This window comes from Methylobacterium sp. 190mf, assembly GCF_900107945.1.
Classification (GTDB): Bacteria; Pseudomonadota; Alphaproteobacteria; order Rhizobiales; family Beijerinckiaceae; genus Methylobacterium.
Window position 1 is genome coordinate 154,275 of record NZ_FNVI01000014.1, and the last position, 22,799, is coordinate 177,073.

The 22,799-nt window shown below is 73.3% G+C and carries 21 protein-coding genes; 12 read left to right on the plus strand and 9 right to left on the minus strand.

The window, feature by feature from the left end; genetic code table 11:
* Positions 1–95 precede the first annotated feature (95 nt).
* Positions 96–1,187, plus strand: a complete 1,092-nt coding sequence (locus C4T42_RS18035) for a DUF2891 domain-containing protein (RefSeq protein ID WP_103985586.1) — start codon at positions 96–98, stop codon at positions 1,185–1,187.
* 171 nt (positions 1,188–1,358) lie between these two features.
* Here the strand turns inward: C4T42_RS18035 and C4T42_RS18040 are convergent, their stop codons facing one another.
* Both C4T42_RS18040 and C4T42_RS18045 read right to left on the minus strand, forming a co-directional pair.
* Positions 1,359–1,664, minus strand: a complete 306-nt coding sequence (locus C4T42_RS18040) for a hypothetical protein (RefSeq protein WP_020093963.1) — start codon at positions 1,662–1,664, stop codon at positions 1,359–1,361.
* A gap of 100 nt (positions 1,665–1,764) precedes the next feature.
* Entirely contained in the window at positions 1,765–4,623 is a 2,859-nt protein-coding gene (locus tag C4T42_RS18045; RefSeq protein ID WP_103985571.1) for a PAS domain-containing protein, read from the minus strand.
* 321 nt (positions 4,624–4,944) lie between these two features.
* Between C4T42_RS18045 and C4T42_RS18050 the strand changes: the two genes are divergently transcribed.
* Both C4T42_RS18050 and C4T42_RS18055 read left to right on the plus strand, forming a co-directional pair.
* Entirely contained in the window at positions 4,945–8,250 is a 3,306-nt protein-coding gene (locus C4T42_RS18050; protein WP_103985572.1) for a DEAD/DEAH box helicase, read from the plus strand.
* Positions 8,251–8,350: 100 nt separating this feature from the next.
* Positions 8,351–8,785, plus strand: coding sequence for a heme-binding protein (locus tag C4T42_RS18055; RefSeq protein WP_020093960.1), 435 nt, complete (start codon positions 8,351–8,353; stop codon positions 8,783–8,785).
* A 42-nt stretch (positions 8,786–8,827) separates the two neighbouring features.
* Here the strand turns inward: C4T42_RS18055 and C4T42_RS18060 are convergent, their stop codons facing one another.
* Positions 8,828–9,418, minus strand: a complete 591-nt coding sequence (locus tag C4T42_RS18060; RefSeq protein WP_103985573.1) for a PAS domain-containing protein — start codon at positions 9,416–9,418, stop codon at positions 8,828–8,830.
* Between the two features lie 461 nt (positions 9,419–9,879).
* Between C4T42_RS18060 and C4T42_RS18065 the strand changes: the two genes are divergently transcribed.
* The 3 genes from C4T42_RS18065 to C4T42_RS18075 all read left to right on the plus strand — a co-directional run bounded on the left by C4T42_RS18065 (position 9,880) and on the right by C4T42_RS18075 (position 12,086).
* Positions 9,880–11,166 (plus strand): Zn-dependent hydrolase, encoded by a 1,287-nt coding sequence (locus tag C4T42_RS18065; protein ID WP_020093958.1) that lies wholly within the window; start codon positions 9,880–9,882, stop codon positions 11,164–11,166.
* A 42-nt stretch (positions 11,167–11,208) separates the two neighbouring features.
* Positions 11,209–11,502: a hypothetical protein gene (locus C4T42_RS18070; RefSeq protein ID WP_020093957.1), complete on the plus strand. Its 294-nt coding sequence runs from the start codon at positions 11,209–11,211 to the stop codon at positions 11,500–11,502.
* Between the two features lie 128 nt (positions 11,503–11,630).
* Positions 11,631–12,086: an SRPBCC domain-containing protein gene (locus tag C4T42_RS18075; protein WP_103985574.1), complete on the plus strand. Its 456-nt coding sequence runs from the start codon at positions 11,631–11,633 to the stop codon at positions 12,084–12,086.
* 42 nt (positions 12,087–12,128) lie between these two features.
* Here the strand turns inward: C4T42_RS18075 and C4T42_RS18080 are convergent, their stop codons facing one another.
* Positions 12,129–12,380 carry a hypothetical protein gene (locus tag C4T42_RS18080; RefSeq protein WP_020093955.1) on the minus strand — a complete coding sequence of 84 codons (252 nt, stop codon included), beginning with the start codon at positions 12,378–12,380 and terminating at the stop codon, positions 12,129–12,131.
* A gap of 152 nt (positions 12,381–12,532) precedes the next feature.
* Between C4T42_RS18080 and C4T42_RS18085 the strand changes: the two genes are divergently transcribed.
* The 3 genes from C4T42_RS18085 to C4T42_RS18095 all read left to right on the plus strand — a co-directional run bounded on the left by C4T42_RS18085 (position 12,533) and on the right by C4T42_RS18095 (position 14,526).
* Complete coding sequence (locus tag C4T42_RS18085) at positions 12,533–13,318, plus strand: hypothetical protein (RefSeq protein WP_026605050.1); 786 nt, start codon at positions 12,533–12,535, stop codon at positions 13,316–13,318.
* 98 nt (positions 13,319–13,416) lie between these two features.
* Positions 13,417–13,623, plus strand: a complete 207-nt coding sequence (locus C4T42_RS18090) for a hypothetical protein (RefSeq protein WP_042670101.1) — start codon at positions 13,417–13,419, stop codon at positions 13,621–13,623.
* 483 nt (positions 13,624–14,106) lie between these two features.
* Positions 14,107–14,526 carry a hypothetical protein gene (locus C4T42_RS18095; RefSeq protein WP_234081627.1) on the plus strand — a complete coding sequence of 140 codons (420 nt, stop codon included), beginning with the start codon at positions 14,107–14,109 and terminating at the stop codon, positions 14,524–14,526.
* Positions 14,527–14,540: 14 nt separating this feature from the next.
* On the opposite strand, the gene C4T42_RS18100 is transcribed toward C4T42_RS18095, so the two are convergent.
* Complete coding sequence (locus C4T42_RS18100) at positions 14,541–14,903, minus strand: hypothetical protein (RefSeq protein ID WP_042670121.1); 363 nt, start codon at positions 14,901–14,903, stop codon at positions 14,541–14,543.
* Positions 14,904–15,079: 176 nt separating this feature from the next.
* Positions 15,080–16,036 carry a LysR family transcriptional regulator gene (locus C4T42_RS18105; RefSeq protein WP_103985575.1) on the minus strand — a complete coding sequence of 319 codons (957 nt, stop codon included), beginning with the start codon at positions 16,034–16,036 and terminating at the stop codon, positions 15,080–15,082.
* A 101-nt stretch (positions 16,037–16,137) separates the two neighbouring features.
* Here C4T42_RS18105 and C4T42_RS18110 point away from each other — a divergent pair, with 101 nt between their 5' ends.
* The 3 genes from C4T42_RS18110 to C4T42_RS18120 are packed head-to-tail and all read left to right on the plus strand — an operon-like array spanning position 16,138 to position 17,949.
* On the plus strand, positions 16,138–16,758 hold the full coding sequence (locus C4T42_RS18110; RefSeq protein WP_020093950.1) for a YceI family protein: 621 nt from the start codon (positions 16,138–16,140) through the stop codon (positions 16,756–16,758).
* A 16-nt stretch (positions 16,759–16,774) separates the two neighbouring features.
* Entirely contained in the window at positions 16,775–17,380 is a 606-nt protein-coding gene (locus C4T42_RS18115; protein WP_026605046.1) for a cytochrome b, read from the plus strand.
* The gene (locus tag C4T42_RS18120) at positions 17,377–17,949 is read left to right on the plus strand and encodes a YceI family protein (protein WP_020093948.1); all 573 of its coding nucleotides are present in this window, start codon (positions 17,377–17,379) and stop codon (positions 17,947–17,949) included. The genes C4T42_RS18115 and C4T42_RS18120 overlap by 4 nt, the downstream gene beginning before the upstream one ends.
* Positions 17,950–18,113: 164 nt before the next feature.
* Here the strand turns inward: C4T42_RS18120 and C4T42_RS18125 are convergent, their stop codons facing one another.
* The 3 genes from C4T42_RS18125 to C4T42_RS18135 form a co-directional block, all read right to left on the minus strand.
* On the minus strand, positions 18,114–18,692 hold the full coding sequence (locus C4T42_RS18125; RefSeq protein WP_020093947.1) for a GNAT family N-acetyltransferase: 579 nt from the start codon (positions 18,690–18,692) through the stop codon (positions 18,114–18,116).
* Positions 18,692–21,037 carry an Orn/Lys/Arg decarboxylase N-terminal domain-containing protein gene (locus C4T42_RS18130; protein WP_103985576.1) on the minus strand — a complete coding sequence of 782 codons (2,346 nt, stop codon included), beginning with the start codon at positions 21,035–21,037 and terminating at the stop codon, positions 18,692–18,694. Before C4T42_RS18130 ends, C4T42_RS18125 begins: the two co-directional genes overlap by 1 nt.
* 297 nt (positions 21,038–21,334) lie before the next feature.
* Entirely contained in the window at positions 21,335–22,315 is a 981-nt protein-coding gene (locus tag C4T42_RS18135) for a hydroxyacid dehydrogenase (RefSeq protein WP_103985577.1), read from the minus strand.
* Positions 22,316–22,799: the final 484 nt, after the last annotated feature.

Consider the following 22,799-nt stretch of genomic DNA (forward strand, 5'->3'; position numbering starts at 1 on the left):
GCCGGCAAAGGATCCGCGAGCCCTGACGCCGTGCCGGGAAACCCGCTATGCCGGCGGTCGCCGAGTCCCCGCAGAACGCCCGCCGGAATGCCGCGATGACGCCCACTCCCACGCCCACTCCCACGCCCACTCCCACGCTCACCCCCGACATCGCCGCGCGCTTCGCCGCCGTCGCCCTCGGCCATGTCGGCCGCGAATATCCGAACAAGCCGGGCCACGTCCTGGCCGGGCCGGCGGATGCCCGCACCCCCGCGGCCCTGCACCCGGCCTTTCACGGCAGCTACGACTGGCATTCCTGCGTCCACGGTACGTGGCTGCTGGCGCGGGTGCTGCGGCTGTTCCCGGACGGCCCGCAGGCCCCGGCGATCCGCGCCCGGCTCGACGCGCAGCTGACTCCCGCGACGGTGGCGGGGGAATGCGCCTACTTCGCCGCCCCGACCGCCCGGGGCTTCGAGCGGCCCTACGGCTGGGGCTGGCTGCTGAAGCTCGCCGACGCGCTCGCCGCGCTCCCCGAGCGCCGCTGGTCCGAGGCCCTGGCGCCGCTGGCCGCGGTGATCGTCCGGCGCTTCGCGGAGTTCCTGCCGGTGGCGTCCTACCCGGTGCGGGTCGGGACCCATTTCAACACCGCCTTCGCGCTGCGCCTGGCGGCCGATTACGCGGAGGGCGCGGGGGATGCCGGGCTGACCACTCTGCTGCACGACACCGCCGTCGGCTGGTACGGGGAGGACGCGGATTGCCCGGCCTGGGGCGAGCCCGGCGGCGACGACTTCCTCTCCTCGGCGCTGATCGAGGCGGAGTGCATGCGCCGGCTGCTGCCGCCCGCCCGCTTCGCGCCCTGGTTCGACCGGTTCCTGCCCGGTCTCGCGGCGTCCCGACCCGCGACCCTGTTCCGCCCCGCGGGCGTGACCGACCGCTCCGACGGGAAGATCGCCCATCTCGACGGGCTGAACCTCAGCCGCGCGTGGTGCTTCCGCGCGCTCGCCGCGTCCCTCGGCCCGGACGATCCCCGCCGGCCGCCGCTCCGCGCGGCCGCGGAGGCGCACCTCGCGGCCGGGCTCCCGCACGTCACCGGCGACTACATGGGCGAGCACTGGCTCGCGACCTTCGCGCTGCTGGCCCTCGAGGCCGGTGCCGAGACCGGTGCCGGGACCGTTGCTCTGGGCGAGGCCCAGGACGGCGGGAAGTAAATCTGAGAGATTCTTGAGAGCTGTCCGTCGCGGGCCATGTCGACGACTGCCCGGCGACTGACCGACGACAACAAAAAAAGGACCGCCCTCAGGAGAACGGTCCGGAAGTCTAGGGAGGAAACGCCCACGAGGGGCTGCAAGACAGCGACGCCGTCGCTGTCTTGCCTGCCGTCAACCCGACAGGGACGGCCTTGTTCCTGGCTCCGGCCCGCCGCGCGGCAGGGCCCGCCCGCCCGGGACCGCCGTGAGGCCGGCGGGGCGGCGCGGCTCGCCGGGGCCGAACTCGGCGCGGTAGGTCCGCTCCAGCGTCATGAGCCCCCGCAGGGGACCTTCGGCCAGATCGAGGAGCCGCGCGTCGCGCCAGCGCAGGGTGCGGCCGAGGCGGCGCCGGAACCAGCGCCCGCGCTCCTCCTCGACGAGCAGGACCAGCTTGCCGGTCCAGGTCCGGCGGAACCAGAAACGTCCGGTCAGCGTCATGGCGGTCGAGGCCCCGGTGGTGGATGGGGATAGACTACATCCGGATCTCGTCTGCGGGAAGATTTCCGGATGATGCGCCGATGAATTCTGGCGAAGACTGTTAATCGGAAGCGGGTTCCGGCCGTGCGCGGGCGTCCGGCTGCCCGCCCCGCCGCGCCGCCTCGGAGAGGACCTGGGCGAGCTGCTCGGCCGAGTAGGGCTTGCGCAGGAGGGCGAAACCGTGGGCGTCGTCCTCGGCCAGGACGTGGCTGTAGCCCGAGGTCAGCACCACCGGCAGGTCGGGGCGGCGGGTCCGGAGCTGCCGGGCGAGGGCGAAGCCGCCCATCCCCGGCATGACCACGTCGGAGAAGACCGCGTCGAACCGGTCCGGCGCCCGGTCGAGTTCGGCCAGCGCCTCCTCGGCGGATTTCGCCCAGACCGGCGCGTGGCCCAGATCCTCCAGGATCTGGGTGCAGAAGCGCCCGACCCCGAGATTGTCCTCCACGACGAGGATGCACAGGCCCCGCCGCGGCTCCGCCTCCGGGCGGGCCTCGCGGTCGGCCTCGGACGCCGCGGCGGGCGCGGCGACCTGCGGCAGGTAGAGCGAGAAGGTCGTGCCGTGGCCGAGCGCGCTCGCCACGTCGATGTCGCCGCCCGACTGCTTGGCGAAGCCGATGACCTGGCTGAGGCCGAGGCCGGTGCCCTTGCCGACCTCCTTTGTTGTGAAGAACGGCTCGAAGATCCGTCCCAGATCCGCGTCCGGGATGCCGGCGCCGGTATCGGAGACCCGCACGGCCACGAACGGTCCCTTCGCGCCGGCATGCCCGCGGATCGGCGGCATCGGGCTATCGCCCTCCAGCCGCAGGGTCAGGTTGCCTTCCCCGTCCATGGCGTCGCGGGCGTTGACCGCCATGTTGATCAGCGCGGTCTCGAACTGGCTCTGGTCGGCGCGCACGTAGCGGGGCGTCTCCGGCAGGTCGATGGCCACGCGGATGCGCGCGCCGGTGACCGAATCGAGCATGTCGGCGATGCTGCGCAGGCGCGCGCCGATGTCGAACACCTGGGGTTTCAGCGCCTGGCGCCGGGCGAAGGCGAGGAGCTGGCCGGTGAGCCTGGCCGCCCGGTCGACGGTGTCGGAGACGGCGTCGAGGTAGCGGCGCCGGCGCGTCTCGGCCAGATCCGGCCGGCGCAGGAACTCCACGGACGACCGGATGATGGTCAGGAGGTTGTTGAAGTCGTGCGCCACCCCGCCGGTGAGCTGGCCGATGGCCTCGAGCTTCTGCGACTGGCGCAGCGCCTCCTCGGCCTGCCGCTGCTCGGTGATGTCGCGCCCGAAGCCGTAGAACAGCCCGTCCTCCGGCACGACGGTCCAGAGCACCCGCCGCCGGTCGCCGGCGCGGGTCAGGCAGGACAGTTCGATATCCTCGACGCGGGTCTCCGCGCAGAGGGGCCGCAGCGCCGCCTGCGCGGCGGCCCGCTCGGGGGCCGCCACGAAGTCGAGGGCGGCCCGGCCCAGGGTGTCGGCCTCCGACCAGCCGAGCGCCCGGCTCCAGGACGGGTTCACCGACTGGACCTGCCCGTCCCGGTCCGCGACGAGCTTCAGCACCGGCGACAGCGTCCAGACCCGGTCGCGGTCGCGGGTCTGGGCGGCGACCTGCGCCTCCAGGTGCTCTGCCCGGGACTGGAGCAGGACCTCGTTCCGCTTCCGCTCGGAGACGTCGTGGGCGAAGACGTAGAACCCGTCGACGCGTCCGTCCGGGCCGCGGCGCGGGAGGTAGCGGGTGTCGGCGATCCGGGCCTGGCCGTTCGGGAAGGTCCAGGCCCATTCCTCGCGGACCTCCTGACCGGCGAGCGCCCGCTCGATGCCGGCGCGCCGGGCCTCGAACGCGCCGGGGCCGAGGAGGTCGCCGACGGTCCGCCCGACGACGGCGTCGGGCGCCTGGCCGGTCCAGGTCTCGTAGGCGGCGTTCGCGAACCGGTAGGTCAGGTCGCGGTCGATGAAGGCGATCAGGACCGGCATCGCGTCCGCGACCAGCCGGAGTTCCGCCTCCCGGGCCCGGAGCGCGTTCTCGCTCCGGCGGCGCTCGGTGATGTCGTTGAACAGGATCGCGACGCGGTTCCGCGCCGGCCCGTCCACCCGGTAGGCGTGCACGTCGTACCAGCGGCCCAGCGCCGCGGCGGCCTGCTCGAATCGGACCGGCTCGCCGGTCAGGGCGACCCGGCCGTAGAGGTCGAACCAGTGCTGCTCGAGGTCGGGGGCGAGGTCCCGCATCCGGCGGCCCACCGGGGCCCGCAGGCCGGTCTGCCGCTCGAAGGCGGGGTTGACCTCCAGGAAGCGGTAGTCGACGGGCCGGTCGCCGTCGGCGAACTCCACCTCGATCAGGCAGAAGCCGGCATCGATGAAGGTGAACAGCGAGCGGTAGCGCTCCTCGTTCCGGCGCAGGGCCGCCTCGGCGTTCCGGGATTCCAGCTGCGTCATCACCGTCCGGGCGAGCGCCTTCAGGATGAAGAGCTGCTGGTCGGTCAGCGTGCGCGGGACGCGGTCGAGGACGCAGAGCGTCCCGATGGCCCAGCCGTCCGGCGTCACCAGGGGCACGCCGGCGTAGAAGCGCAGGTGCGGGTCGCCGGTCACGAGGGGGTTGGCGGCGCTCTCCGGCTCCGCGGTCAGGTCGGGCAGCACGAGGGCGCCGTCCGCGCGCATGGCCTCGGTGCAGAAGCCGAACGCGAGCGGCATCGCCCGCGCGGCGTGGCCGAACGCGGCCTTGATCCACTGCCGGTCGGCGTCGACGAAGTTGATGTGGGCCATCGGCGTGCCGCAGGCCTGGGCGGCCATCTCGGCGATCTCGTCGAACGCGCGCTCGGGCGGCGTGTCGAGGATCGCGTAGGCGCGCAGGGCGGCGAGCCGCTGGGGATGCTGGGGCTCGAAACCCGACGGTCGGGATACTGTCTCGTTCGGCGACACGGAGCCGTCATAGCTCAAGCTTTCGCTTCCCCCTAGTGAAACTCTGCATCGCGCGTCCGGCGGCGGGACCAGGGCAAGCATTCCGCGATCGTTCAATACTAGACAGTCCCGCCGGATCATCGGTGGGGGTGCGATTTCACGCGCGCCGTTCAAGTCTTGCTGGTCCGGCCGACCGGGCTTCGGGCGCCCGCCGGGATCTCTTCCTGCCTCGCCCGTCGCGGGCCCCGCGAAGAGCTCGGGCGGGCCCCGCGCGGCGGCTGTGGATCGGATCGCCGCGGCCGGGAGCCCGCGGGGCCGGTGCGGCGTTGCCGGCTCACGAGGGATGGGTTCGGATCAGGCATGGCCAAGCGCAGGACGAAGGCGGGCGCCCGACAGGGGCTGGAGGACGCGCCGCTGATGCCCACCGGCGCCCTGGCGGTGGCGCTCCTGGCCTTCGCCGAGGGGCCCGGGCCGGTGGTGCACGTCGCCCGGGACGCCCGCCGCCTCGAGGACCTCGCCGCGACCCTGCAGGCACTCGATCCCGACGCGCGGGTCGCGGTCTATCCCGAGTGGGACTGCCTGCCCTTCGACCACGCCTCGCCGTCGCGGGCCACGATGGGTGCCCGGGCCGCCGTGATGCGCTGGCTGACCGACCGGGACGCGCTGCCGGACTTCGTGCTGACGACCGCCCCCGCCCTCGTGCAGCGCGTGCCGCCGCCGGAGACCTGGGCGTCGGCCCGCGTGACCCTGCGGGTCGGCAATCCCCTCGACGTCGAGGCCGCGACCGCAGACCTCAAGCGCCTCGGCTACATCCTCGACGAGCGGGTCGACGAGCACGGCGAGATCGCCGTCCGCGGGCGCACCGTGGAGGTGTTCCCCGCCGCCGCGCCGCTTCCCTGCCGGATCGAGCACGCGGCGGGCCGCGTCACCGCGATCCGCTCCTACGACCCGATCTCGCAGCGCTCGGTGGCGGAGGCCGACGAACTCGTCATCGACCCGGCCACCGAGATCGTCCTGGAGCCCGGCTCCGGCCAGAGCTTCGAGCCGTTCACCGGCCAGGAGCACCGCCTGGACCGCTACTACCCGCGCCTCGTCACGCTCCTCGACTACGTGCCCGAAGCGCGCCTCGCGGTCGAGGACGGCACGCAGGCCCGGATCGACGCCTTCTTCGAGCAGATGGACGAGGCCCGGGGCCGGCTGAAGACCCGCGACGCGCCGGCGGGGCCCGGCACCGGCCTCTACCTGACGCCGGAGGCGTGGCGCGCCGTTGTGGCGGATCGCGGCCGGCTCGCCGCCACCGATGCGGCCGGCGAACCCCGCGCCATGCCGCGCTTCGCCGGGGAGCGCCGGCCCGGCACGGCCTTCGCCAAGGTCCTGCGCGCCCGTCTGAAGGCCGGCGACGTCGTCGTGCTCGCCGGCTCGGTCCGGCCGCTCCGACGCCTCGTGCGCCAGGCGGGCAAGATCGCCGAGCGCCCGATCCGCCTGATCGACGCCTGGGCCGACGTCGCCGAGGCGGCGCCCGGCGACGTCCTCGCCCTGGAGGCCCCGCTGGCGGCCGGCTTCCGGGTGCCCGAGCAGGGCGCCACCGTGATCGCGGCGGCCGACCTGTTCGGCCCGGAGGCCGCCGTGACCGGGGCCGCCCGTGCGATCCTGCCGATGGGCGAGGTCGACCTGCGCCCCGGCGACGTGGCGGTCGACCGGGACCACGGCCTGTGCGTGTTCGAGGGGCTGGAGCCGGTCTCCGCGCCGGGTGCCGCGCAGGACGGGGAGCCCTCCGAGGCCCTGCGCCTGCGCTTCGCCGGCGACGCGATCCTGATGGTGCCGGTCACGCAGGCCGACCGGATCTGGCGCTACGGGTCGGAGCCCGACGCCGTCACCCTGGACAAGCTCGACGGCGGCACGTGGCCGCGGCGCCGCCTGGAGGCCGAGGCCACCATGGCGCGGACCGCCCGCCTGATGCTGGAGGCCGCCCGGGCCCGCCGGGAGACCGAGGCGCCGGTCCTGGCGCCGCCGGCCCGCGAGATGGAGCGGTTCGCCGCCGGCTTCGGCTTCGCGCCGACCCCCGATCAGGCGGCGGCGGTCGACGCGCTGATGGCCGACCTCGCCTCCGGCCGGCCGATGGACCGCTTGGTCTGCGGCGATGTCGGCTTCGGCAAGACCGAGGTGGCGCTCCGGGCCCTCGCGGCCGCGATCTTCTCCGGCCGGCAGGCGGCGCTGATCGCCCCCACCACCGTGCTGGCGCGCCAGCACGCCGAGACGCTGCGCCGCCGCTTCGGCCGGTTCGGCGTCGAGGTGGCGCAGCTCTCGCGCCTCGTGGCGCCGGCCGAGGCCAAGCGCGTCAAGGCGGGGCTCGCCGACGGCTCGATCCGGCTGGTGGTCGGCACCCACGCGCTCGCCGGCAGCGGGGTGGCGTTCGCGGATCTCGGCCTAACCGTGATCGACGAGGAGCAGCGCTTCGGCGCGAAGATGAAGGCCGACCTGCGCCGCCTCGCGGATGGCGGCCACGTGCTGACGCTCACCGCGACGCCGATCCCCCGCACCCTCCAGGCGGCCCTCGTCGGCCTCCAGAGTCTCAGCGTGCTGGCCACGCCGCCGGCCCTGCGCCAGCCGGTCCGGACCGTGGTGGCGCCCTTCGACGCCGAGGCGGTCCGCGAGGCCCTCGTCCGCGAGCACCGCCGGGGCGGCCAGAGCTTCGTGGTCTGCCCGCGGATCGAGGACATCGGCCCCATGGCCGAGCGCCTGCGCGCCCTCGTGCCGGGCCTGGACATCCTGGTGGCGCACGGGGACCTCAAGCCCTCCGCCATGGACGAGGTCATGGTCCGGTTCGCGGAGGGCGACGGCGACGTCCTGCTCGCGACCGCCATCGTGGAGAGCGGCCTCGACGTGCCGCGGGCCAACACCATGCTGGTCTGGGAGGCCGCCCGGTTCGGGCTGGCGCAGCTCCACCAGCTCCGCGGCCGCGTCGGCCGCGGCCAGCGCCGCGGCACCGTCCACCTGCTCAGCGACCCGGCCGCGCCCCCGCCGGCGGCGGCGCTCCAGCGCCTGCGCGCCCTGGAGGCCCTCGACCGCCTCGGGGCCGGCTTCGCGGTCAGCGCCCGGGACCTCGACCTGCGCGGCGCCGGCGACCTCGTGGGCGAGGATCAGGCGGGGCACGCCAAGCTCGTGGGGCTCGGCCTCTACCAGCACCTCCTGCAGCTGGCGCTCACCGCCGCCAAGGGCGAGCGCGCCGAGGACTGGAGCCCCGAGATCGAACTCGGCCTGCCGAGCCGGATCCCCGAGGACTACGTCCCCGAGCCCGAGATCCGCCTCAGCCTCTACACGCGCCTGCTGCGCCTGCAGGAGGCCGAGGCGATCGAGGCGCTCGCCGGCGAGGTCGAGGACCGGTTCGGCGCGGCCCCCGCGCCGGTGCTCGCGCTGTTCGACCTCGCGCGACTGCGCGCCTCCTGCTGCGCGCTGGGCGTCGCCCGGCTCCGGGGCGGGCCGCAGGGCGTCGCGGCCGACCTGCGGCCCGACCGGCCGCTGACCGCGATGGCCGCCGAGGGCGGGATCGTCCTGCGCGACGGGCGGGTGGTGTGGAAGCGGCCCTGCCCGGATTCCGCCGCCTGCACGGCGCTCGCGACCGACCTCCTGGAGCGGATCCGCGCCGCCCGAGAACGCGAGGCTTGAGCGCGCCAGTCGAGCGTGATGCCGATCTGCGGTTGATCTTGCATCGACCGCTTCAAACCGTCACAGGCTGTCGCGCCAACAACGCGAAGGGGAGTGACCCATGCACGTGACGATCGAGCAGGCCGAGAAGGCGATCGCGGCCGCCCGCGCCAAGGCCGTGGAGCTCGGCACCCAGATGTGCATCGCGGTGGTCGATTCCGGCGGGAACCTCAAGGCGTTCCACCGCATGGATGATGCCTGGGTCGGGTCGATCGACATCGCCCAGAAGAAGGCCAAGACCTCGGTGTTCTTCGGCATGATGACCGGCCAGATCGGCCAGCTGTCGCAGCCGGGCGGGCCGCTCTACGGGATCGAGCACTCCAACGACGGGCTGATCACCTTCCCGGGCGGGATCCCGATCGTCGACGCCGACGGCGTCATGTCGGGCGCCATCGGGGTCAGCGGCTCGACGGTGGAGAACGACCACACCGTCGCGGAGGCCGGCGCCAAGGCCATCGGCCGGACCGAGCTGCCGGCCCATCCCTGGCGGACCTGAGCCGCCGGGGCTCTTCCCAGGGGCCTCTTCCCAGGGGGCGCGTCAGGGGTCGCGCCGCGCCAGCGCGCGGCCGATCCCGTGGAGCAGCATCCCCGAGACCGAGCGGAGATAGGGGTCGCCGTGGCGCTCCAGCGCCGCGTGGATCTGGATGCCGTGGTCGGCCGCGGTGTTCAGGTCCGCCCCGTCGGTGGTGCCGTGCGTGACGCCGTTCATAGGGCTGTTCACGGCTCCGTTCATGGCCCCGGACTGGATCCCGTGCCGGTAGAGGTCCGTGACGTCGATGTAGGCGCCGCGCCCGCGCAGCAGGCCGTCCGAATCGGGCGTTAGGCAGCCGCGGTTGAGGATCCAGCGGATCTCGCTCGCCCCGGTCACGACGCGGAACTCGAGGGAGACCGGGCCGCCGGTCTGGCGGACGTGGCGGATCCGGCCGAACACCCAGTCCCGGTCGGCCGGGTGGATCCGGCCGAGGGCCGCGTCCAGCGGCAGCGGCGTCCCGGCGAGCCCCGGATCCCCCGCCATCAGCGAGGCCGCGCCCGAATCCAGCATCGACCGGCCGGCCCGGACATCCGTGTCCCAGATCCCGATGAATCCGGCGGCCTGCAGGGCCGAGGCTGTCGTGGAAGCCAGCACCATGGAATCCCCTCCGAACTGGCTACAATCGACGATTGTACGATGGCGGACAGACTAATCCGCAACACATGCTGTCCGCGAGCCCGAAGTCCAGTATCGGCTGCGCGAACGGCTTTTGACACGGCGTCGCGGCCCCCCGCCACCGGGTTGCATTGCGGATGATCAAGACTTCGGTTCCGGACAATCCCGTTCTCGACAATGCGGGGCCGCTCCGGTGCGGCGCAAAGACCGGATTCACAGCGCCGCCGCGCGGACAGTTCGATCACAAATGATCGGTAGACGCCGCGATCCGGCGGAAATCCGCACTTCGGCCCGTGGATCGCTCCACCGCCGGGCGCCGTCGGGCGCCGCCGGCCCGCGAAGCCCGTGGCTCGCGCCGGGCCCGCCCTGGTGCGGGTTGCCGCTGCGCCGTAACCTGCACCTTCCGGTAGGCATCCCGCCGGGAGGCCAGCAGCAGAGACGCCATGGACCGCACGGTGAACCGCACCAACCTCCCGCTCTCGCGGGAGCGGCTCTGGGACAGCCTGATGGAGCTCGCCCGGATCGGCGCGCTGCCCAACGGCGGCAACGACCGGCAGGCCCTGACCGACCGCGACGCCGAGGGGCGCGCCCTGTTCCAGCGCTGGGGCGAGGCGGCGGGGCTGACGCTCACCGTGGACCGGGTCGGCACCATGGTCTTCCACCGGCCCGGGCGCGATCCGGGCCGGAAGCCGGTCGCCGTCGGCAGCCACCTCGACACCCAGCCCACCGGGGGCAAGTTCGACGGGCCGCTGGGCGTCCTCGCCGGGCTGGAGATCATGCGCGCCCTGCAGGAGGCCGGGATCGAGACCGAGGCGCCGCTCCTGCTGATCAACTGGTGCAACGAGGAGGGCGCGCGCTTCGCGCCGCCGATGAGCGGCAGCGGCGTCGCCATGGGCATCGTCCCGGAGGCCGACATCCTGGCGACCCGGGACCTCGCGGGCCACGCCTTCGGCGACGAGCTGCGGCGCATCGGCTGGCAGGGCGCGGCGGACCCGGCCGCCCTGCGGGAGATCGGCGCCTATTTCGAGCTCCACATCGAGCAGGGCAAGCGCCTGGAGGAGGCCGGGCTCACCGTCGGGGTGGTCGACCGGGCGCTCGCCCAGATCTGGTACGAGATCACCGTGCTGGGCGAGGAGGCCCATGCCGGCAGCCCCATGGCGGGCCGGCGCGACGCGATGATGGCCGCGGCGGCGCTGATCGCGTCGCTCGAGGGCATCGCGGAGGCGGCGGTCGGCGCCGGCGGCGAGCGCGGCCGCGCCACCGTCGGCGTGCTGCGGGCGGAGCCGGCGAGCCGCAACATCACGCCCGGCCGGGTCTGGTTCAGCCTCGACACCCGCCACGGCGACACCGCGCAGCTGGAGGCGATGGGGGCGCGGATCCGGGCCCGGGCCGACGCCCTGGCGGCGGAGCGCGGCGTCACCGTCCAGGTCGCGGAGTTCTGGCGCGCCCCCCCGACCCCGTTCGACCCGGTCCTGGTGGACCGCGTCCAGGCGGCGGCCGAGGCGCGGGGCCATGCCTGGACGCGGATGCCGACCGCGATCTACCACGACGCCGTCTACTGCGCCCGCGCGGTGCCGGCGGCCCTGGTGTTCTGCCCCTGCCACGGCGGGATCAGCCACAACGAGGCCGAGAGCATAACGCCGGCCTGGGCCGGGGCCGGCCTGGAGGTTCTGGCCGACGCCGTGCTGGCGACGGCGGGCCTCGCCGGCCCCCGGACCGGGCCGGAATGAGCCGCGCCGCCGGCCGCGCACGAACGGAGACCGGGTTCCCGCATGTCCGACGACAACGTCATCCGCCCCGCCTTCGGCGTCCCCCGCAACCCGGCGCCGGAGCCCGATCCGGCCCAGGCGCCCCTGCGCGTCTTCGGCACGGGGGCCGGCCACCGGGTCGGCCTGATCCACGACCCGTCGGCGGTCGAGGGCGACGTCATCCGCATCGTGGTCGGGCCCGAGGACGAGCCGGGGGTCGAGACCGTGGCGCTGCTCCCCGCCGACGCGGAGGCCGAGGCCGAGCGGATCGGCTTCGCCATCCTGCGGGCGCTGGAGGTGGTCGAGGGCGCGGTCTGAGCCGCGCGCTGGATTCGCCGGCTGAACCGCGGCCTGCGCCGCGGTCTGGACCGCGGAGCGGGCGGTGCGCGTTCTCGGAAAGCGGGAGCGGCCGGCGCGAACGGTCGCCGGATCGCCGGGAGGGACGGATGACGGGCGCTCGGATCAGCAGCACGGAGATCGCGATCCCCGCGCGGGCCGGACTGGTCTGGTCCGTGTTAACGGACCTCGATTCCTACCCGGCCTGGAACCCGTACATCCGCAAGGCCGAGGGCCGCCTGCGCGAGGGCGCGCGCTGGCGCCTGGAGCGGACCCTGAACGGCCGCGCCTACCGGGCGCGCCAAGTGACGGTGACCTGCTGGGAGCCCGGCCGGCGGCTCACGTGGCGCGGCGGCATCCCGACGCCGCCCCTGCTCATCGGCGAGCACGAGATCCGGATCACCGAGACCGCCGACGGCGTCCGCCTCGTCCAGGCCGAGGCCGTCGCGGGCCTGCTCGCCCCCGGCCTGTTCCCGTGGCTGCGGACGCGCATGCAGGCCCGGTTCGCCGCGATGAACGAGGCCCTGCGCGAGGAGGTCGCGCGCCGGCTGGCCGAGAACGCCTGAGGGCCGGTCTCGGCCGTTCCGGACCGCTCCGGGCCGACGCGGTCAGGCGACCGGCTTCGGCTTGACGATCGGCGAGCGGGTCAGGCTCTCGATCGCGCGCCCCGGCCGCCCGGCCTTGCGGGCGATCTCCTCCTCCTGCTCGGCGATGAGCTGCCGGGCAGGCTCGTCGCCGTCGAGGCCGCCGAGGATCTCGGCCGGCACGCGCCGGTTCGAGGCCCGGGACCCGTCCGCGAAGACGATATCGAACAGAACGGAGCCCCGCTCCTGCGGTCTCGACTTGATGCGCTTGGCCATAGGTGCTGATACGCCGCCGGAATCGGTCGCGGCAAGGCGCGGTGCCGGGCGGGGGTGCGCGGCGCGCACGGACGGGCCCGCGCGCCGCCCCGCTCCCGCCGCGATCCCTCCGCCGCCCGCATGACAGGGCGCCGGCAAACGAGGACGCGCGCGTGATACCCTGGGTTCATCTCGATACCGGATCCGTGCCCGGCGGCGGCACCGACCTGCGCCTGATGCGGCGCGGCGACGAGTTCGCCATCATGGCCGACACGATCGAGCTGATGAACAACCGGCGCAGCGGCTCGGAAGTGGCGCTCGCGGCGATGACCTGCGCGCGGCTCCAGGACCGGCCCCGCGCCCGGGTCCTGATCGGCGGCCTCGGCATGGGCTTCACCCTGCGGGCGGCGCTCGAGGGCCTCGGGCCGCAGGCGCAGGTGGTGGTCGCCGAGCTGGTGCCCGCCGTGGTCGCCTGGGCCCGGGGGCCGCTCGCCCACGTCTTCGCCGGCTGCCTGGACGATCCGCGGGTCGACCTGCAGGAGGCCGACGTCAACCGCCTGATCCAGGCCGGACCGGAGCGCTACGACGCGATCCTGCTCGACGTCGACAACGGCCCGGAGGGGCTGATGCGCAAGGCGAACGACCGGCTCTACGACAATTGGGGGCTGAAGCGCGCCCGCTGGGCCCTGCGGCCGGGCGGTATCCTGGGCGTCTGGTCGGGCGCCCCGGACCGGAAGTTCAAGAGCCGCCTGCAGCGCTCCGGCTTCGCGGTCGACGAGCAGCGCGTCCACGCGAGCGGCCGGGGCAGCGGCCCGAAGCACGTGGTCTGGCTCGGGACCCGGACCGAGGGGCGGGTCGAGGGCCCGGGTCAGAGCGACGGGAGGCCGGGCGACGACCGGGCGGCGGGCGGCCCGAGACCGCGCGGACCGGCCCAGGGCCGGCGCCGGCCGGGACGCTAGGGCGGCTTCAGCGCGGGCTGCGGCGGTCCGGAGGACGGGGCTGCCGCGCACGGTCGCACCCCCTGTCCCGGCGCCGGACGCCTCCGCACATTCCCGGCATGGGTGCGACGGGCGGGCATCTCTACACGGTCGAGGTCAGGCCGAGCCGGCATGATCCCGGTCACTTCACCTGGGCGATCCGCGACCGCGGCAAGCTGGTCCGGGGGTCGTACCGCCCGCACACCTCCGAGCACGCGGCGCGCGCCGTCGCGGAAGCCGAGGTCGAGCGCCTGATCGGCCAGGACGGCCGGTCCGGCGGCGCCTAGACCCGCCGCGCGGGGCGATTTCAGGTCCGCCCGAAGAGCATCGCGTCCCAAGATCCCGGCCCGCTCGTGGGCCGGCGCGGCGCCATGCGAAACTCGCATGGGTGTGCAGTCTGACCCGGGTACATATGCATGCCTCCGCGGCGCTCGATCCATTGCATGCCGCAATGCGGTATCCTATCTTTGCACTGCGGGATGGCGATGGCGTCGCGATCCCGCTGCCCTTCTTGGGCGTTTCCTCCCTAGACTTCGGGCCGCTCCTTCGGGAGTGGCCTTTTTTCTTTCCGCCGGCCGACCCGCCGCGCGGACCGCGCCCCGACGTCTCGACCGCGCGGAACCCGGAGCTTGGCGGTACGTTTTTCCGCCATGGAACACTATCGCTCCACACTTGGGACGACTGCCGTTGCCGTATTCGGGCTGGTGGCGGCCGCGCATATTCTGCATCCGGGCAATTACGAGGTGCAGACGCGTCCCGCGCGTCCTGCCGTGACGGACGCCGCGCCGGTCTCGAAGCCGGCCGCCGCACCGGTCTCGCGGAGCGCCTGGGTCGACCCGCCGGCCAAGCTCGCCGCGCCGGAGACCACGGGTGCCCTGGCAGCCGCCCCGGCGCCGCGGGTCGCGGCGACGGTCCCGGACACTGCGATGCCGGCTGCCCCGCTCCCCGCCGAGATGGCGCGCCCGGCCGGGCCGCCGCGCAGGACCGCGGCGCACCGCGCGAAGGGGACGGAGCGCGGCGTCCACCGGGCGGCCCGCCTCCGCCACGCCGCCCTCGTCCGCACCGCCGAATCCGACCGGCCGACCGTCACCGCCGCGGCGCCGCAGCCCGCGCCGGCGGCCGCACCGTCGCAGAAGATCGATCCCATCGGCGACATCATCCGCGGTCTAGGATTCGGCCGCGACGGCTGAGGGCTCCCGGATCCCTACTCGACGTGGAGGGTGAGCTTCATCTTCGGATGAATGCCGCACTGGATGACGAAATCGCCCGGCTCGGCCAGGGTCAATCGCGTCTCGGTGCCGGGCTCCTGAGTGCCGGCGTCGAACGAGAACCGGTCCGCCTCGATGAAGGCGTGGTGGGTCAGGCGCGCGTCGCCGTTGCGCAGGGCGATGGTGTCGCCGCGGCGCAGGTACAGGTCGGTCGGCATGTACCGGCCCGCCTTCTGCAGCACGATCCGCGTCGTGGCCGGCAGCGAGGCCCGGGCCGTCCCGAGACCGATGGTTGTCCCGATCAGCGCCAGGATCCCGGCGAACACGAGGGCGCGCAGGCACCGGCTGCGGAGGGACATGACCGAGATCCAGACGTGACGCGCTGCGGGCCGGACCCTCGGGGCCCTGGCCGTGCGGCCGAGCTTGCCGCCGCGTCGCAGCATGCGCGCAGCCTCTCAACCGGGGGCTACGATATCCGGTAAAAATTTATCAAGTTGGGCCGCTGTATAGCGCATATACAGATAAAGAAATCTATTTATCTGTATTCGCCGTCTGATCCCGCGCTGTCGCGGGGGCATCCACGCGAGGCCAGGACGGTCCGGACATGCTCGCGGAAGACCTGGACGCGGGCCGGCAGCTCGCGCCCGGCCAGGGTGACGGCGCGCAAGGTGCTGCTGCGGGTCGCCCAGGGCCCGAGCACGCGCACGATCTGCCCGGCCTCCACGGCCCGGGCGGCCACGAGGCTTGGGAGATGGCCGATCCCGGCGCCCGCGAGGGTGAGGCGGAGCGCGGTCGCGAAGTCGCTGACCCGGATCGCCGGGCTCAGCGAGAGCGGCTCCGTGCGGCCCTGCCCGTCGGAGAGGGTGAGCCCGGCCGTGCCGATCCGTTCCCGGGCGAGGATAAGGTCGTGGTCGCGCAGGCCCGCGAGGTCCGTCGGGGCCGGGCGGCGCTCCAGGTAGGCGGGGGCGGCGTAGAGGGCGAGCGCCAGGATCGCGAGGACCATCGCGCGGTAGCCGGTCTCCTCCGCGCCGCCCAGCCGCAGGGCGAGGTCGATCCGGTTGGCCGCGAGGTCGAGGCGCGCGTCGGTGTTGAGCATCTCCACGGTGATCTGCGGGTAGGCGGCCCGGAAGCTCGCGACGATCTCGGGCATCACCTCGATCCCGAAATCGATCGAGGTCGTGATCCGCAGGTGCCCGGCCGGCACCGTGCGGGCGTCGCGGGCGGTCTCGGTCGCCTCGTCGAGGAGCGTCAGGCTCTCCTGGGCCTTGGCGTAGAAGGCGAGGCCCTCGGCGGTCGGCGAGACCGCCCGGGAGGTCCGGGCCATCAGCCGGACGCCCAGAGCCCGCTCCAGGCGGGAGATCCGACGGCTGACGCTGCCCTTGGTCTCCTGCAGCGTCGCGGCCGCGGCCGTCACCGTGCCGAGATCCACGACGGCGCAGAAGGCCCGCACGTCGTCGAGCCCGCCACGGAAGGTTTCCGTTCTCGCAACCATGCGGTGCCGGATAGCAGGCTCAACCGGTGCCGTGAACGGGTCTACACGGCGGCTGCGGCGCAGCGAATCGCGCTCGGCCGTCTGCTCTGCAGGAGACACCCTTGAAGTCGATTCTCGCCTCCGGCCTGCTGGCCCTGCTGGTCGCCGCCCCGGTCGCCACCCCCGCGCTGGCCCAGACCCCACCGACCCGCGACCCGGCGCAGATCCAGGCCGGCACCTACGCGGTCGATCCCGGCCACACCCAGGTCGGCTGGCGCGTCTCCCACATGGGCTTCTCGAACTACGCCGGCGGCTTCTCGGACGTGTCCGGCACGCTGGAGCTGCAGCCGAAGAACCCGGCCGCCGCCAAGCTCTCGGTGAAGATCCCGGTCGCCTCGGTGACGACGACCAGCGCCAAGCTCACCGACGAACTCAAGGGCGACCAGTGGCTCGACGCCGCCAAGTTCCCCGACATGACCTTCGTGTCCACCAAGGTCGTGCCGGCCGGCAAGGACCACGCGAAGGTGACGGGCGACCTGACGCTCCACGGCGTGACCAAGCCGGTGACCCTCGACGTCACCCTGGTCGGCGCCGGCGTGAACCCGCTGAGCAAGAAGTACACGGTCGGCTTCGAGGCCACCGGCACGCTCAAGCGCTCCGAGTTCGGGGTGAAGACCTACGTGCCGCTGATCGGCGACGAACTGCACCTCACCATCGCGGGCGCCTTCGAGAAGCAGGACTGACCTGGGAGAATCCGCCATGGCGCGAGGGGTTTCCGCGCGGCGGTACTCCGCCGTGGCGATCCTGCTGCACTGGGCGAGCGCGCTGGGCGTGCTCGTCCTGATCGGCCTCGGCCTGACCATGACGCACGCGGCCCTGGCGCCGCTGCGCCAGTTCCAGCTCTACCAGTGGCACAAGTCGGTCGGGATCACCGTGTTGGCGCTGACGGCCCTGCGGGTCCTCTGGCGCCTGACCCACCGGCCGCCGCCGCACCCGGCCGGGATGCCGGCGCGGGAGCGCCGGGCGGCCGCGGCGGCCCATCACCTGCTGTACCTGCTGCTCGTCGGGCTGCCCCTGACCGGCTGGGCCGTGGTCTCGCTGTCGCCGTTCAACATCCCGACGGTGCTGTACGGGATCGTGCCCTGGCCGCACCTGCCGCTGGCGGCCATCGTCCCTGACCCGGGCTCCGCCGAGGCCGTCCTGAAGCGGGTCCACGCCCTGGGGGCGTGGTTCCTGGCGGCCCTTCTCGCCGTCCACGTGGCGGCGGCCCTGCGCCACCACCTCCTCCTCCGCGACGACGTGCTGCGCCGCATGCTGCCGGGGCGCCGGGCGTCGACTGCCCCCAATGTGGAGCCGACCCGATGAACGCGCGTCACCTCTGCCTGCTGGCGGTTCTCCAGGCCGTCACCTTGCCGGCCGCCGCCGCCGATTGGGCGGTGGATCCGGCCAGGAGCGCGATCCGGTTCTCCGGCGTGCAGGTCGGCGTCCCGTTCACCGGGCGGTTCGAGCGGTTCAAGGCCGACATCGATTTCGACCCCGCCAAGCCCGAGGCGGGGCGCGCGCTCGTGCTGGTCGACCTCGCCAGCGCGCGGACCGGGGACGTCCAGCGCGACGAGGCCCTGCCGCAGAAGGACTGGTTCGACGTCAGGGCGGCGAGCGAGGCGCGCTTCGAGGCGACCCGCTTCGTCGACAAGGGGCAGGGCGACTACGCGGCCGTCGGGACTCTGACGATCCGCGGCACGAGCCGGCCGGTGACGCTGCCGTTCCACCTGACCCTCGAGGGCGGCGCGGCGCACGCCGCGGGGCGCGTCGGCCTGGTCCGCACCGAGTTCGGCGTCGGGCAGGGTGCCTGGGCCTCGGGCCAGTGGGTGGCGCTCGACGTCGGGGTCGAGGTCGACATCGTCGCGACGGCGCGGCCGGCCTCCGGCCACTGAGGTTGGCTCGGGTCGGATCCTTCGGACGTCACGCACTCCGTCATCGCGAGCGCAGCGAAGCGACCCAGGGCAGCGCGCCCTCCATGAGTGTGGCGCGACTGGATCGCTTCGCTGCGCTCGCGATGACGGCGGCCGGGCGTCGGAGGCCGCCCGGTCCCGGCCCGCTACCCCGGCCGGTCCTCCGACCCGGTGCCCAGCGCCCGCTGGACCATGACGCTGTCCGACCAGTGGCCGTACTTGAAGCCCACCGCCCGCAGGTAGCCGACCCGCTCGAACCCGCAGGCCTCGTGAAGCCGCAGGGAGGCCGCGTTCTCGGCGTCGATGTAGCCGATCATCTGGCGGTAGCCGCCCGCCGCGCAGGCCTCGATCAGGGCCGGCAGCAGCCGCCGGCCGATCCCCGCGTGCAGGTGGTCGGGATGCACGTAGATCGAGTGCTTGAGGGTGTAGCGGTAGGCCGGCCGCTTCCGGAACGGCACCGCGTAGGCGTAGCCCGCCACCGCGCCGTCCCGGTCGGCCACGAGGTGCGGCAGGCGCTTCTTGCGCATGGTCTTGCGCCGCCGCTTCAGGTCGTCGGGGAGCAGCCGGTCCTCCTCGGCGACGCTGACATCGGTCACGCCCTTGCCGATATGGTGCTCGTAGATCGCCACCATCGCCTCGACATCGGCGTCCGAGGAGGCGCGGATGACGATGTCGGGGCAGGACCGGGCCGGGAGCAGGCCGGGCGTCTCGGCCTCGATCTCCATCAGGCGCCCTCCCGCGCCACGTAGGTGTGGAAGCGGATCCGCCCGTCCGGGTCGACCTCGCGGTAGACGCCCTGGATCTCGGCCTCGAAGCCCGGGAACAGGTTGGCGGACGCCTCGAACATCTTGAAATAGTCGAGCATGGGCTTGGCCCGGTCGTCCAGGCGCTCACCGGGCAGCACCGTGCCGATGCCCGGGGGGTAGACCAGCATCAGCGTGGTGGCGATCCGCCCCTCGGCCTCGGCGATCGGCACGTAGTCGACCTTGTTGCGCGTCAGCAGCTGGGCGGCCCGCTTGGGCGGCAGCACCATCTCGGGCAGGTGCTCGGGAGCGAACTGCCGCCGCTGCAGCGTCGAGGTGCCGGCCTCCCGGTGGAAGGCGTGGAACTCGCCGCAGAGGTCGCGCAGGCGCACGCCCCGGTAGCGGTTCGGCCGGCGGTTGACGAATTCCGGCATGGCCTCCTCCAGCGGGACGTTGTCGTCGTGGAGCCGCTTGAAGGCGACGAGGCCCGAGATCAGCGTGCCGGCCTTGGAGGATTCCACCCCCGGGGTCAGCAGGAAGAGCAGCGAGTTCAGGTCGTTCTTCTCGGCGACGATCCGGTTCTCACGCAGGTATTGCGCCACGATCGGCGCCGGCACGCCGTGCTGGGCGTAGGCCCCCGTGTGCCGGTCGAAGCCCGGGGTCAGGACGGTGAGCTTGTTCGGGTCGGTGATCGCGTAGCCCGGCGCCACATGGGTGAAGCCGTGCCAGCGCGCGCCCGGCTTCAGCTCCCAGTGGCGCGGCGTCGCGGCGAGCTCGTCGGTCGGCACGCTCTCCCAAGGCACCTCGGCGCCGTCGGCGTTCACCGTCACGTCTGGCACGAAGGGGTCGAAGAACCAGCGCCGCGCGGGATCGCGCTCGTTCTCCTCGAACTCGCGCCGGATCGCCCGGACCTTCTTGCGCCACTCGATCCCGAGCCGGATCGTGTCGTCCCACAGGATCATGCCCGAGCGCCCCTTCATCATCTGGGCGCCGACGTCGAGGGAGGCGAAGAGCGGGTAGAAGGGCGAGGTCGAGGCGTGGACGAGGAAGCTCTCGTTGAGCCGCTTGTGCTCGACCCGCCGGGTCTGGCCGCGGATGTGGCCGTCCCGGGTGTGGATCTGCGAGGCCTGGGAGAAGCTCGCGAGCTGCTTGTGGGTCGACTGCGTGGCGACGATGCCGGGCGAGGTCTCGTCGAGCCCGGTCAGCCCCATGGCGAAGCGGCGGGCGTAGAGCGGGTGGAACTTCATGAAGCCCGCCCAGGCCTCGTCGAACAGGATGTAGTCGCAGAGGTGGCCGATCTTCTCCAGGATCTCCTGGGCGTCGTAGATCGTGCCGTCGTAGGTGCACTGCTCGATCACCGCGACGCGGAACGGCCGCTCCCGGCGCCACGCCTCCGGGTCGGTCACCAGCGGGTTCCGGCGGATCTTCTCCCGGATCCGGGTCTCGTCCAGGGCCTCGTGGAAGATCGGCCCGATCAGGCCGTAGGCGTTGCGGTCCGTCTCCAGGAAGATCGGGATGCCGCCGCCCAGGAACAGGGCGCCGTGGTGGGCCGCCTTGTGGTTGTTGCGGTCGAACAGGACGAGGTCGTCCTCCGCCACCAGGGAGGACAGGACGATCTTGTTGGAGGCCGAGGTGCCGTTGAGGACGAAGTAGGTCTTCTCCGCCCCGAAGATCTTGGCGGCCTCCTTCTGGGCCTTCAGCGCCGGGCCCTCGTGGGTCAGCAGGTCGCCGAGATCGAGGACCGAGTTGTCGAGGTCGTCGCGGAAGATCGCCTCGCCGAGGTGCTCCACGAAGATCCGGCCGATCGGCGACCGGTTGTAGAAGATGCCGCCGTTGTGGCCCGGGCAGGTCCAGAGCTGGTTGCCCTTCTCGGCGTAGTCGACGAGCGCGCCGAAGAACGGGGTCTTGAGGGTCTCGGCGTACTGCGTGACCCGGCTGACGAGGCCGCGGGCGATGAATTCCGGCGTCTCCTCGGCGAGGAAGATGTAGCCGTCGATGAAGTCGAGGAGCTCGACCGGGATGTCCTCCAGCCGCTTGCGGCGGACCATGATGACGATCGGCATCTCCAGGCCGCGCCGGCGCATCATGTCGATGAGGGCGGCGGCCTTGCCGTCGAGGCCGCGCTTGCCCCAGTCGACCACGAGGCAGCCGACCGCGGCGTCGGTCTGGACCGCGATGGCCGCGTCCTCGACGCGCCGGGCGCGCACCACCTCGAAGCCGCGCTGCTCCACGGCCGCCACGATCTGGTTGACGCGCGCGCCCTCGAGATCGTCCGGATCGAAGGCCGGGGCGCACATCAGGACCGTGAAGCGACGGTGGAAGTCCATGGAGCCCTCTCTGGCCTCGGATGCAGCGGGTGGCTTTCCGGCCCGTCTGCGACGATTGCATGACACGGCGCGCGGCGGGCGGTCGCGGTCCGGACGAAACACCGTGATCCGGGCCGGCCACGACCGCCGCGCCGTCAGGATCGGCCGCGGGTCCCCTCTCCCGTGCGGGAGAGGGACAGGGTGAGGGGTGAGACCTCACCGGACGAGGCTTCCCCTCGAATCGCGTCGATCGGGTGCCCGATCCCGAAGCCTCTCGTCCCTCACCCCAACCCTCTCCCGCACGGGAGCGGGGGACCATCACACCCCGCGCCGCCGCTCCCAGACGTCCGGGTTGACCAGCCCGCCCGGCCGCCGGCCGGCGAGGGCGTCGACCACGCGGGCCGCGGCGGTCTCGGCGGTGCGGATCAGGGCCGCCCCGGTGGAGCCGCCGACATGGGGCGTCAGGATCGCCCGGGGCTGGCGGGCCAGCGGGTGGTCGATCGGCAGCGGCTCCCGGGCGAAGACGTCGAGCCCGGCGCCCGCGATCGTGCCCGCCGCCAGCGCCTCCACCAGGGCCGCCTCGTCGATCAGGCCGCCGCGGCTGGTGTTGATCAGGAAGGCGTCCCGCTTCATCCGCGCGAGCTGGTCCCGGCCGATCAGGCCGCGGGTGCCCGGGGTCAGCGGCACGTGCAGGGAGACGAAGTCGGATTCCGCCAGGAGCGCGTCGACCGAGGCGGCCCGAAGGGCGCCGGCATTGGCGAAGTCGGCGTCCGGTCGGCTCGGGCCGTAGGCCAGCACCCGCAGGCCCAGGGCGGCGGCGAGCCGGGCGGTCGCCTGCCCGATCGCCCCGAAGCCGACGAGGCCCAGCGTCAGGCCGGCGAGCTCGACCAGCCGGGCGGTGAACTTGAAGCTGTCGTCGCCGGCCCGGACCGAGCGGTCGGCCTCCGGCAGGGCCTTGGCCAGGGCGAAGATCAGCGCCAGCGTCTGCTCGGCCACCGAGACGGCGTTGGCGCCGGGCGTGTTGACCACCGCGATCCCGGCCGCGGTCGCCTCGGCGGTGGCGACGTGGTCGGTGCCGGTGCCGTGGACCCCGATCACCCGCAGGCCCGGCGCCGCCGCGATGGCGCGGGCCGGGAAGCCGGTGTTGCGGGTGATGACGGCGACGCAGTCGGCGACCTCGCGCGCCAGCGTCTCAGGATCGGTACCACTCGCCGGGCGGGGCTCCAGCCCGGCCGCGCGCAACCGGTCGAGGCCCGCCGCGTGGATCGGCTGGACGATGAGGCACGGACCGGTGATCACGGGAGAAAACCTCTGCCCTAGAGGAGGGGTGACAGGCACGTTTCGCGCCGGGCCCGTCTAGGCGGGGTGGGCAACCCTGGCAACCGGGCGCCCCGGTCTCCGCCGCGGCGACCCGATCGGACGCGCACGATCCACACCCGATCGCGGCCGGGTCGAGCCCCGCGCGCGCCGCCCGGCCCGACAATCCCGGCCGCGCGCCTCGGCCGAGATCCGGCCCGGCCTTTCGCGAAAGCAGCGGCTCGACCGTGCGATGATCGTCGAGGCACTAAGAAAGATATCGTTCGGCGTGTAAAGTCAGTATAGAACGTGCTCAACATCTATCCCGCAGATCCGCCCTGCCTTCGCCTTATAGAATTGTAATTACTCCAAATGTATTTTTGACACATGTAGAGATATTTGCTGCCTTGCTCCGTGATTCGGAGCCTTCGTCACGACAATGCGGTCCCACGACTTCTCAGTACCTGTTTCCGCTCGGAACCGGCGC

Bases quoted from the DNA above. Each gene is read 5' to 3' on its own strand.
- C4T42_RS18100 (WP_042670121.1), bottom strand. From the start codon at position 14,903: ATGTCCCTCCGCAGCCGGTGCCTGCGCGCCCTCGTGTTCGCCGGGATC.
- C4T42_RS18055 (WP_020093960.1), top strand. From the start codon at position 8,351: ATGCACGTGACGATCGAGCAGGCCGAGAAGGCGATCGCGGCCGCCCGC.
- C4T42_RS18130 (WP_103985576.1), bottom strand. From the start codon at position 21,037: ATGGACTTCCACCGTCGCTTCACGGTCCTGATGTGCGCCCCGGCCTTC.
- C4T42_RS18125 (WP_020093947.1), bottom strand. From the start codon at position 18,692: ATGGAGATCGAGGCCGAGACGCCCGGCCTGCTCCCGGCCCGGTCCTGC.
- C4T42_RS18115 (WP_026605046.1), top strand. From the start codon at position 16,775: ATGGCGCGAGGGGTTTCCGCGCGGCGGTACTCCGCCGTGGCGATCCTG.
- C4T42_RS18120 (WP_020093948.1), top strand. From the start codon at position 17,377: ATGAACGCGCGTCACCTCTGCCTGCTGGCGGTTCTCCAGGCCGTCACC.
- C4T42_RS18065 (WP_020093958.1), top strand. From the start codon at position 9,880: ATGGACCGCACGGTGAACCGCACCAACCTCCCGCTCTCGCGGGAGCGG.
- C4T42_RS18050 (WP_103985572.1), top strand. From the start codon at position 4,945: ATGGCCAAGCGCAGGACGAAGGCGGGCGCCCGACAGGGGCTGGAGGAC.
- C4T42_RS18080 (WP_020093955.1), bottom strand. From the start codon at position 12,380: ATGGCCAAGCGCATCAAGTCGAGACCGCAGGAGCGGGGCTCCGTTCTG.
- C4T42_RS18060 (WP_103985573.1), bottom strand. From the start codon at position 9,418: ATGGTGCTGGCTTCCACGACAGCCTCGGCCCTGCAGGCCGCCGGATTC.
- C4T42_RS18090 (WP_042670101.1), top strand. From the start codon at position 13,417: ATGGGTGCGACGGGCGGGCATCTCTACACGGTCGAGGTCAGGCCGAGC.
- C4T42_RS18105 (WP_103985575.1), bottom strand. From the start codon at position 16,036: ATGGTTGCGAGAACGGAAACCTTCCGTGGCGGGCTCGACGACGTGCGG.
- C4T42_RS18070 (WP_020093957.1), top strand. From the start codon at position 11,209: ATGTCCGACGACAACGTCATCCGCCCCGCCTTCGGCGTCCCCCGCAAC.
- C4T42_RS18075 (WP_103985574.1), top strand. From the start codon at position 11,631: ATGACGGGCGCTCGGATCAGCAGCACGGAGATCGCGATCCCCGCGCGG.
- C4T42_RS18035 (WP_103985586.1), top strand. From the start codon at position 96: ATGACGCCCACTCCCACGCCCACTCCCACGCCCACTCCCACGCTCACC.
- C4T42_RS18040 (WP_020093963.1), bottom strand. From the start codon at position 1,664: ATGACGCTGACCGGACGTTTCTGGTTCCGCCGGACCTGGACCGGCAAG.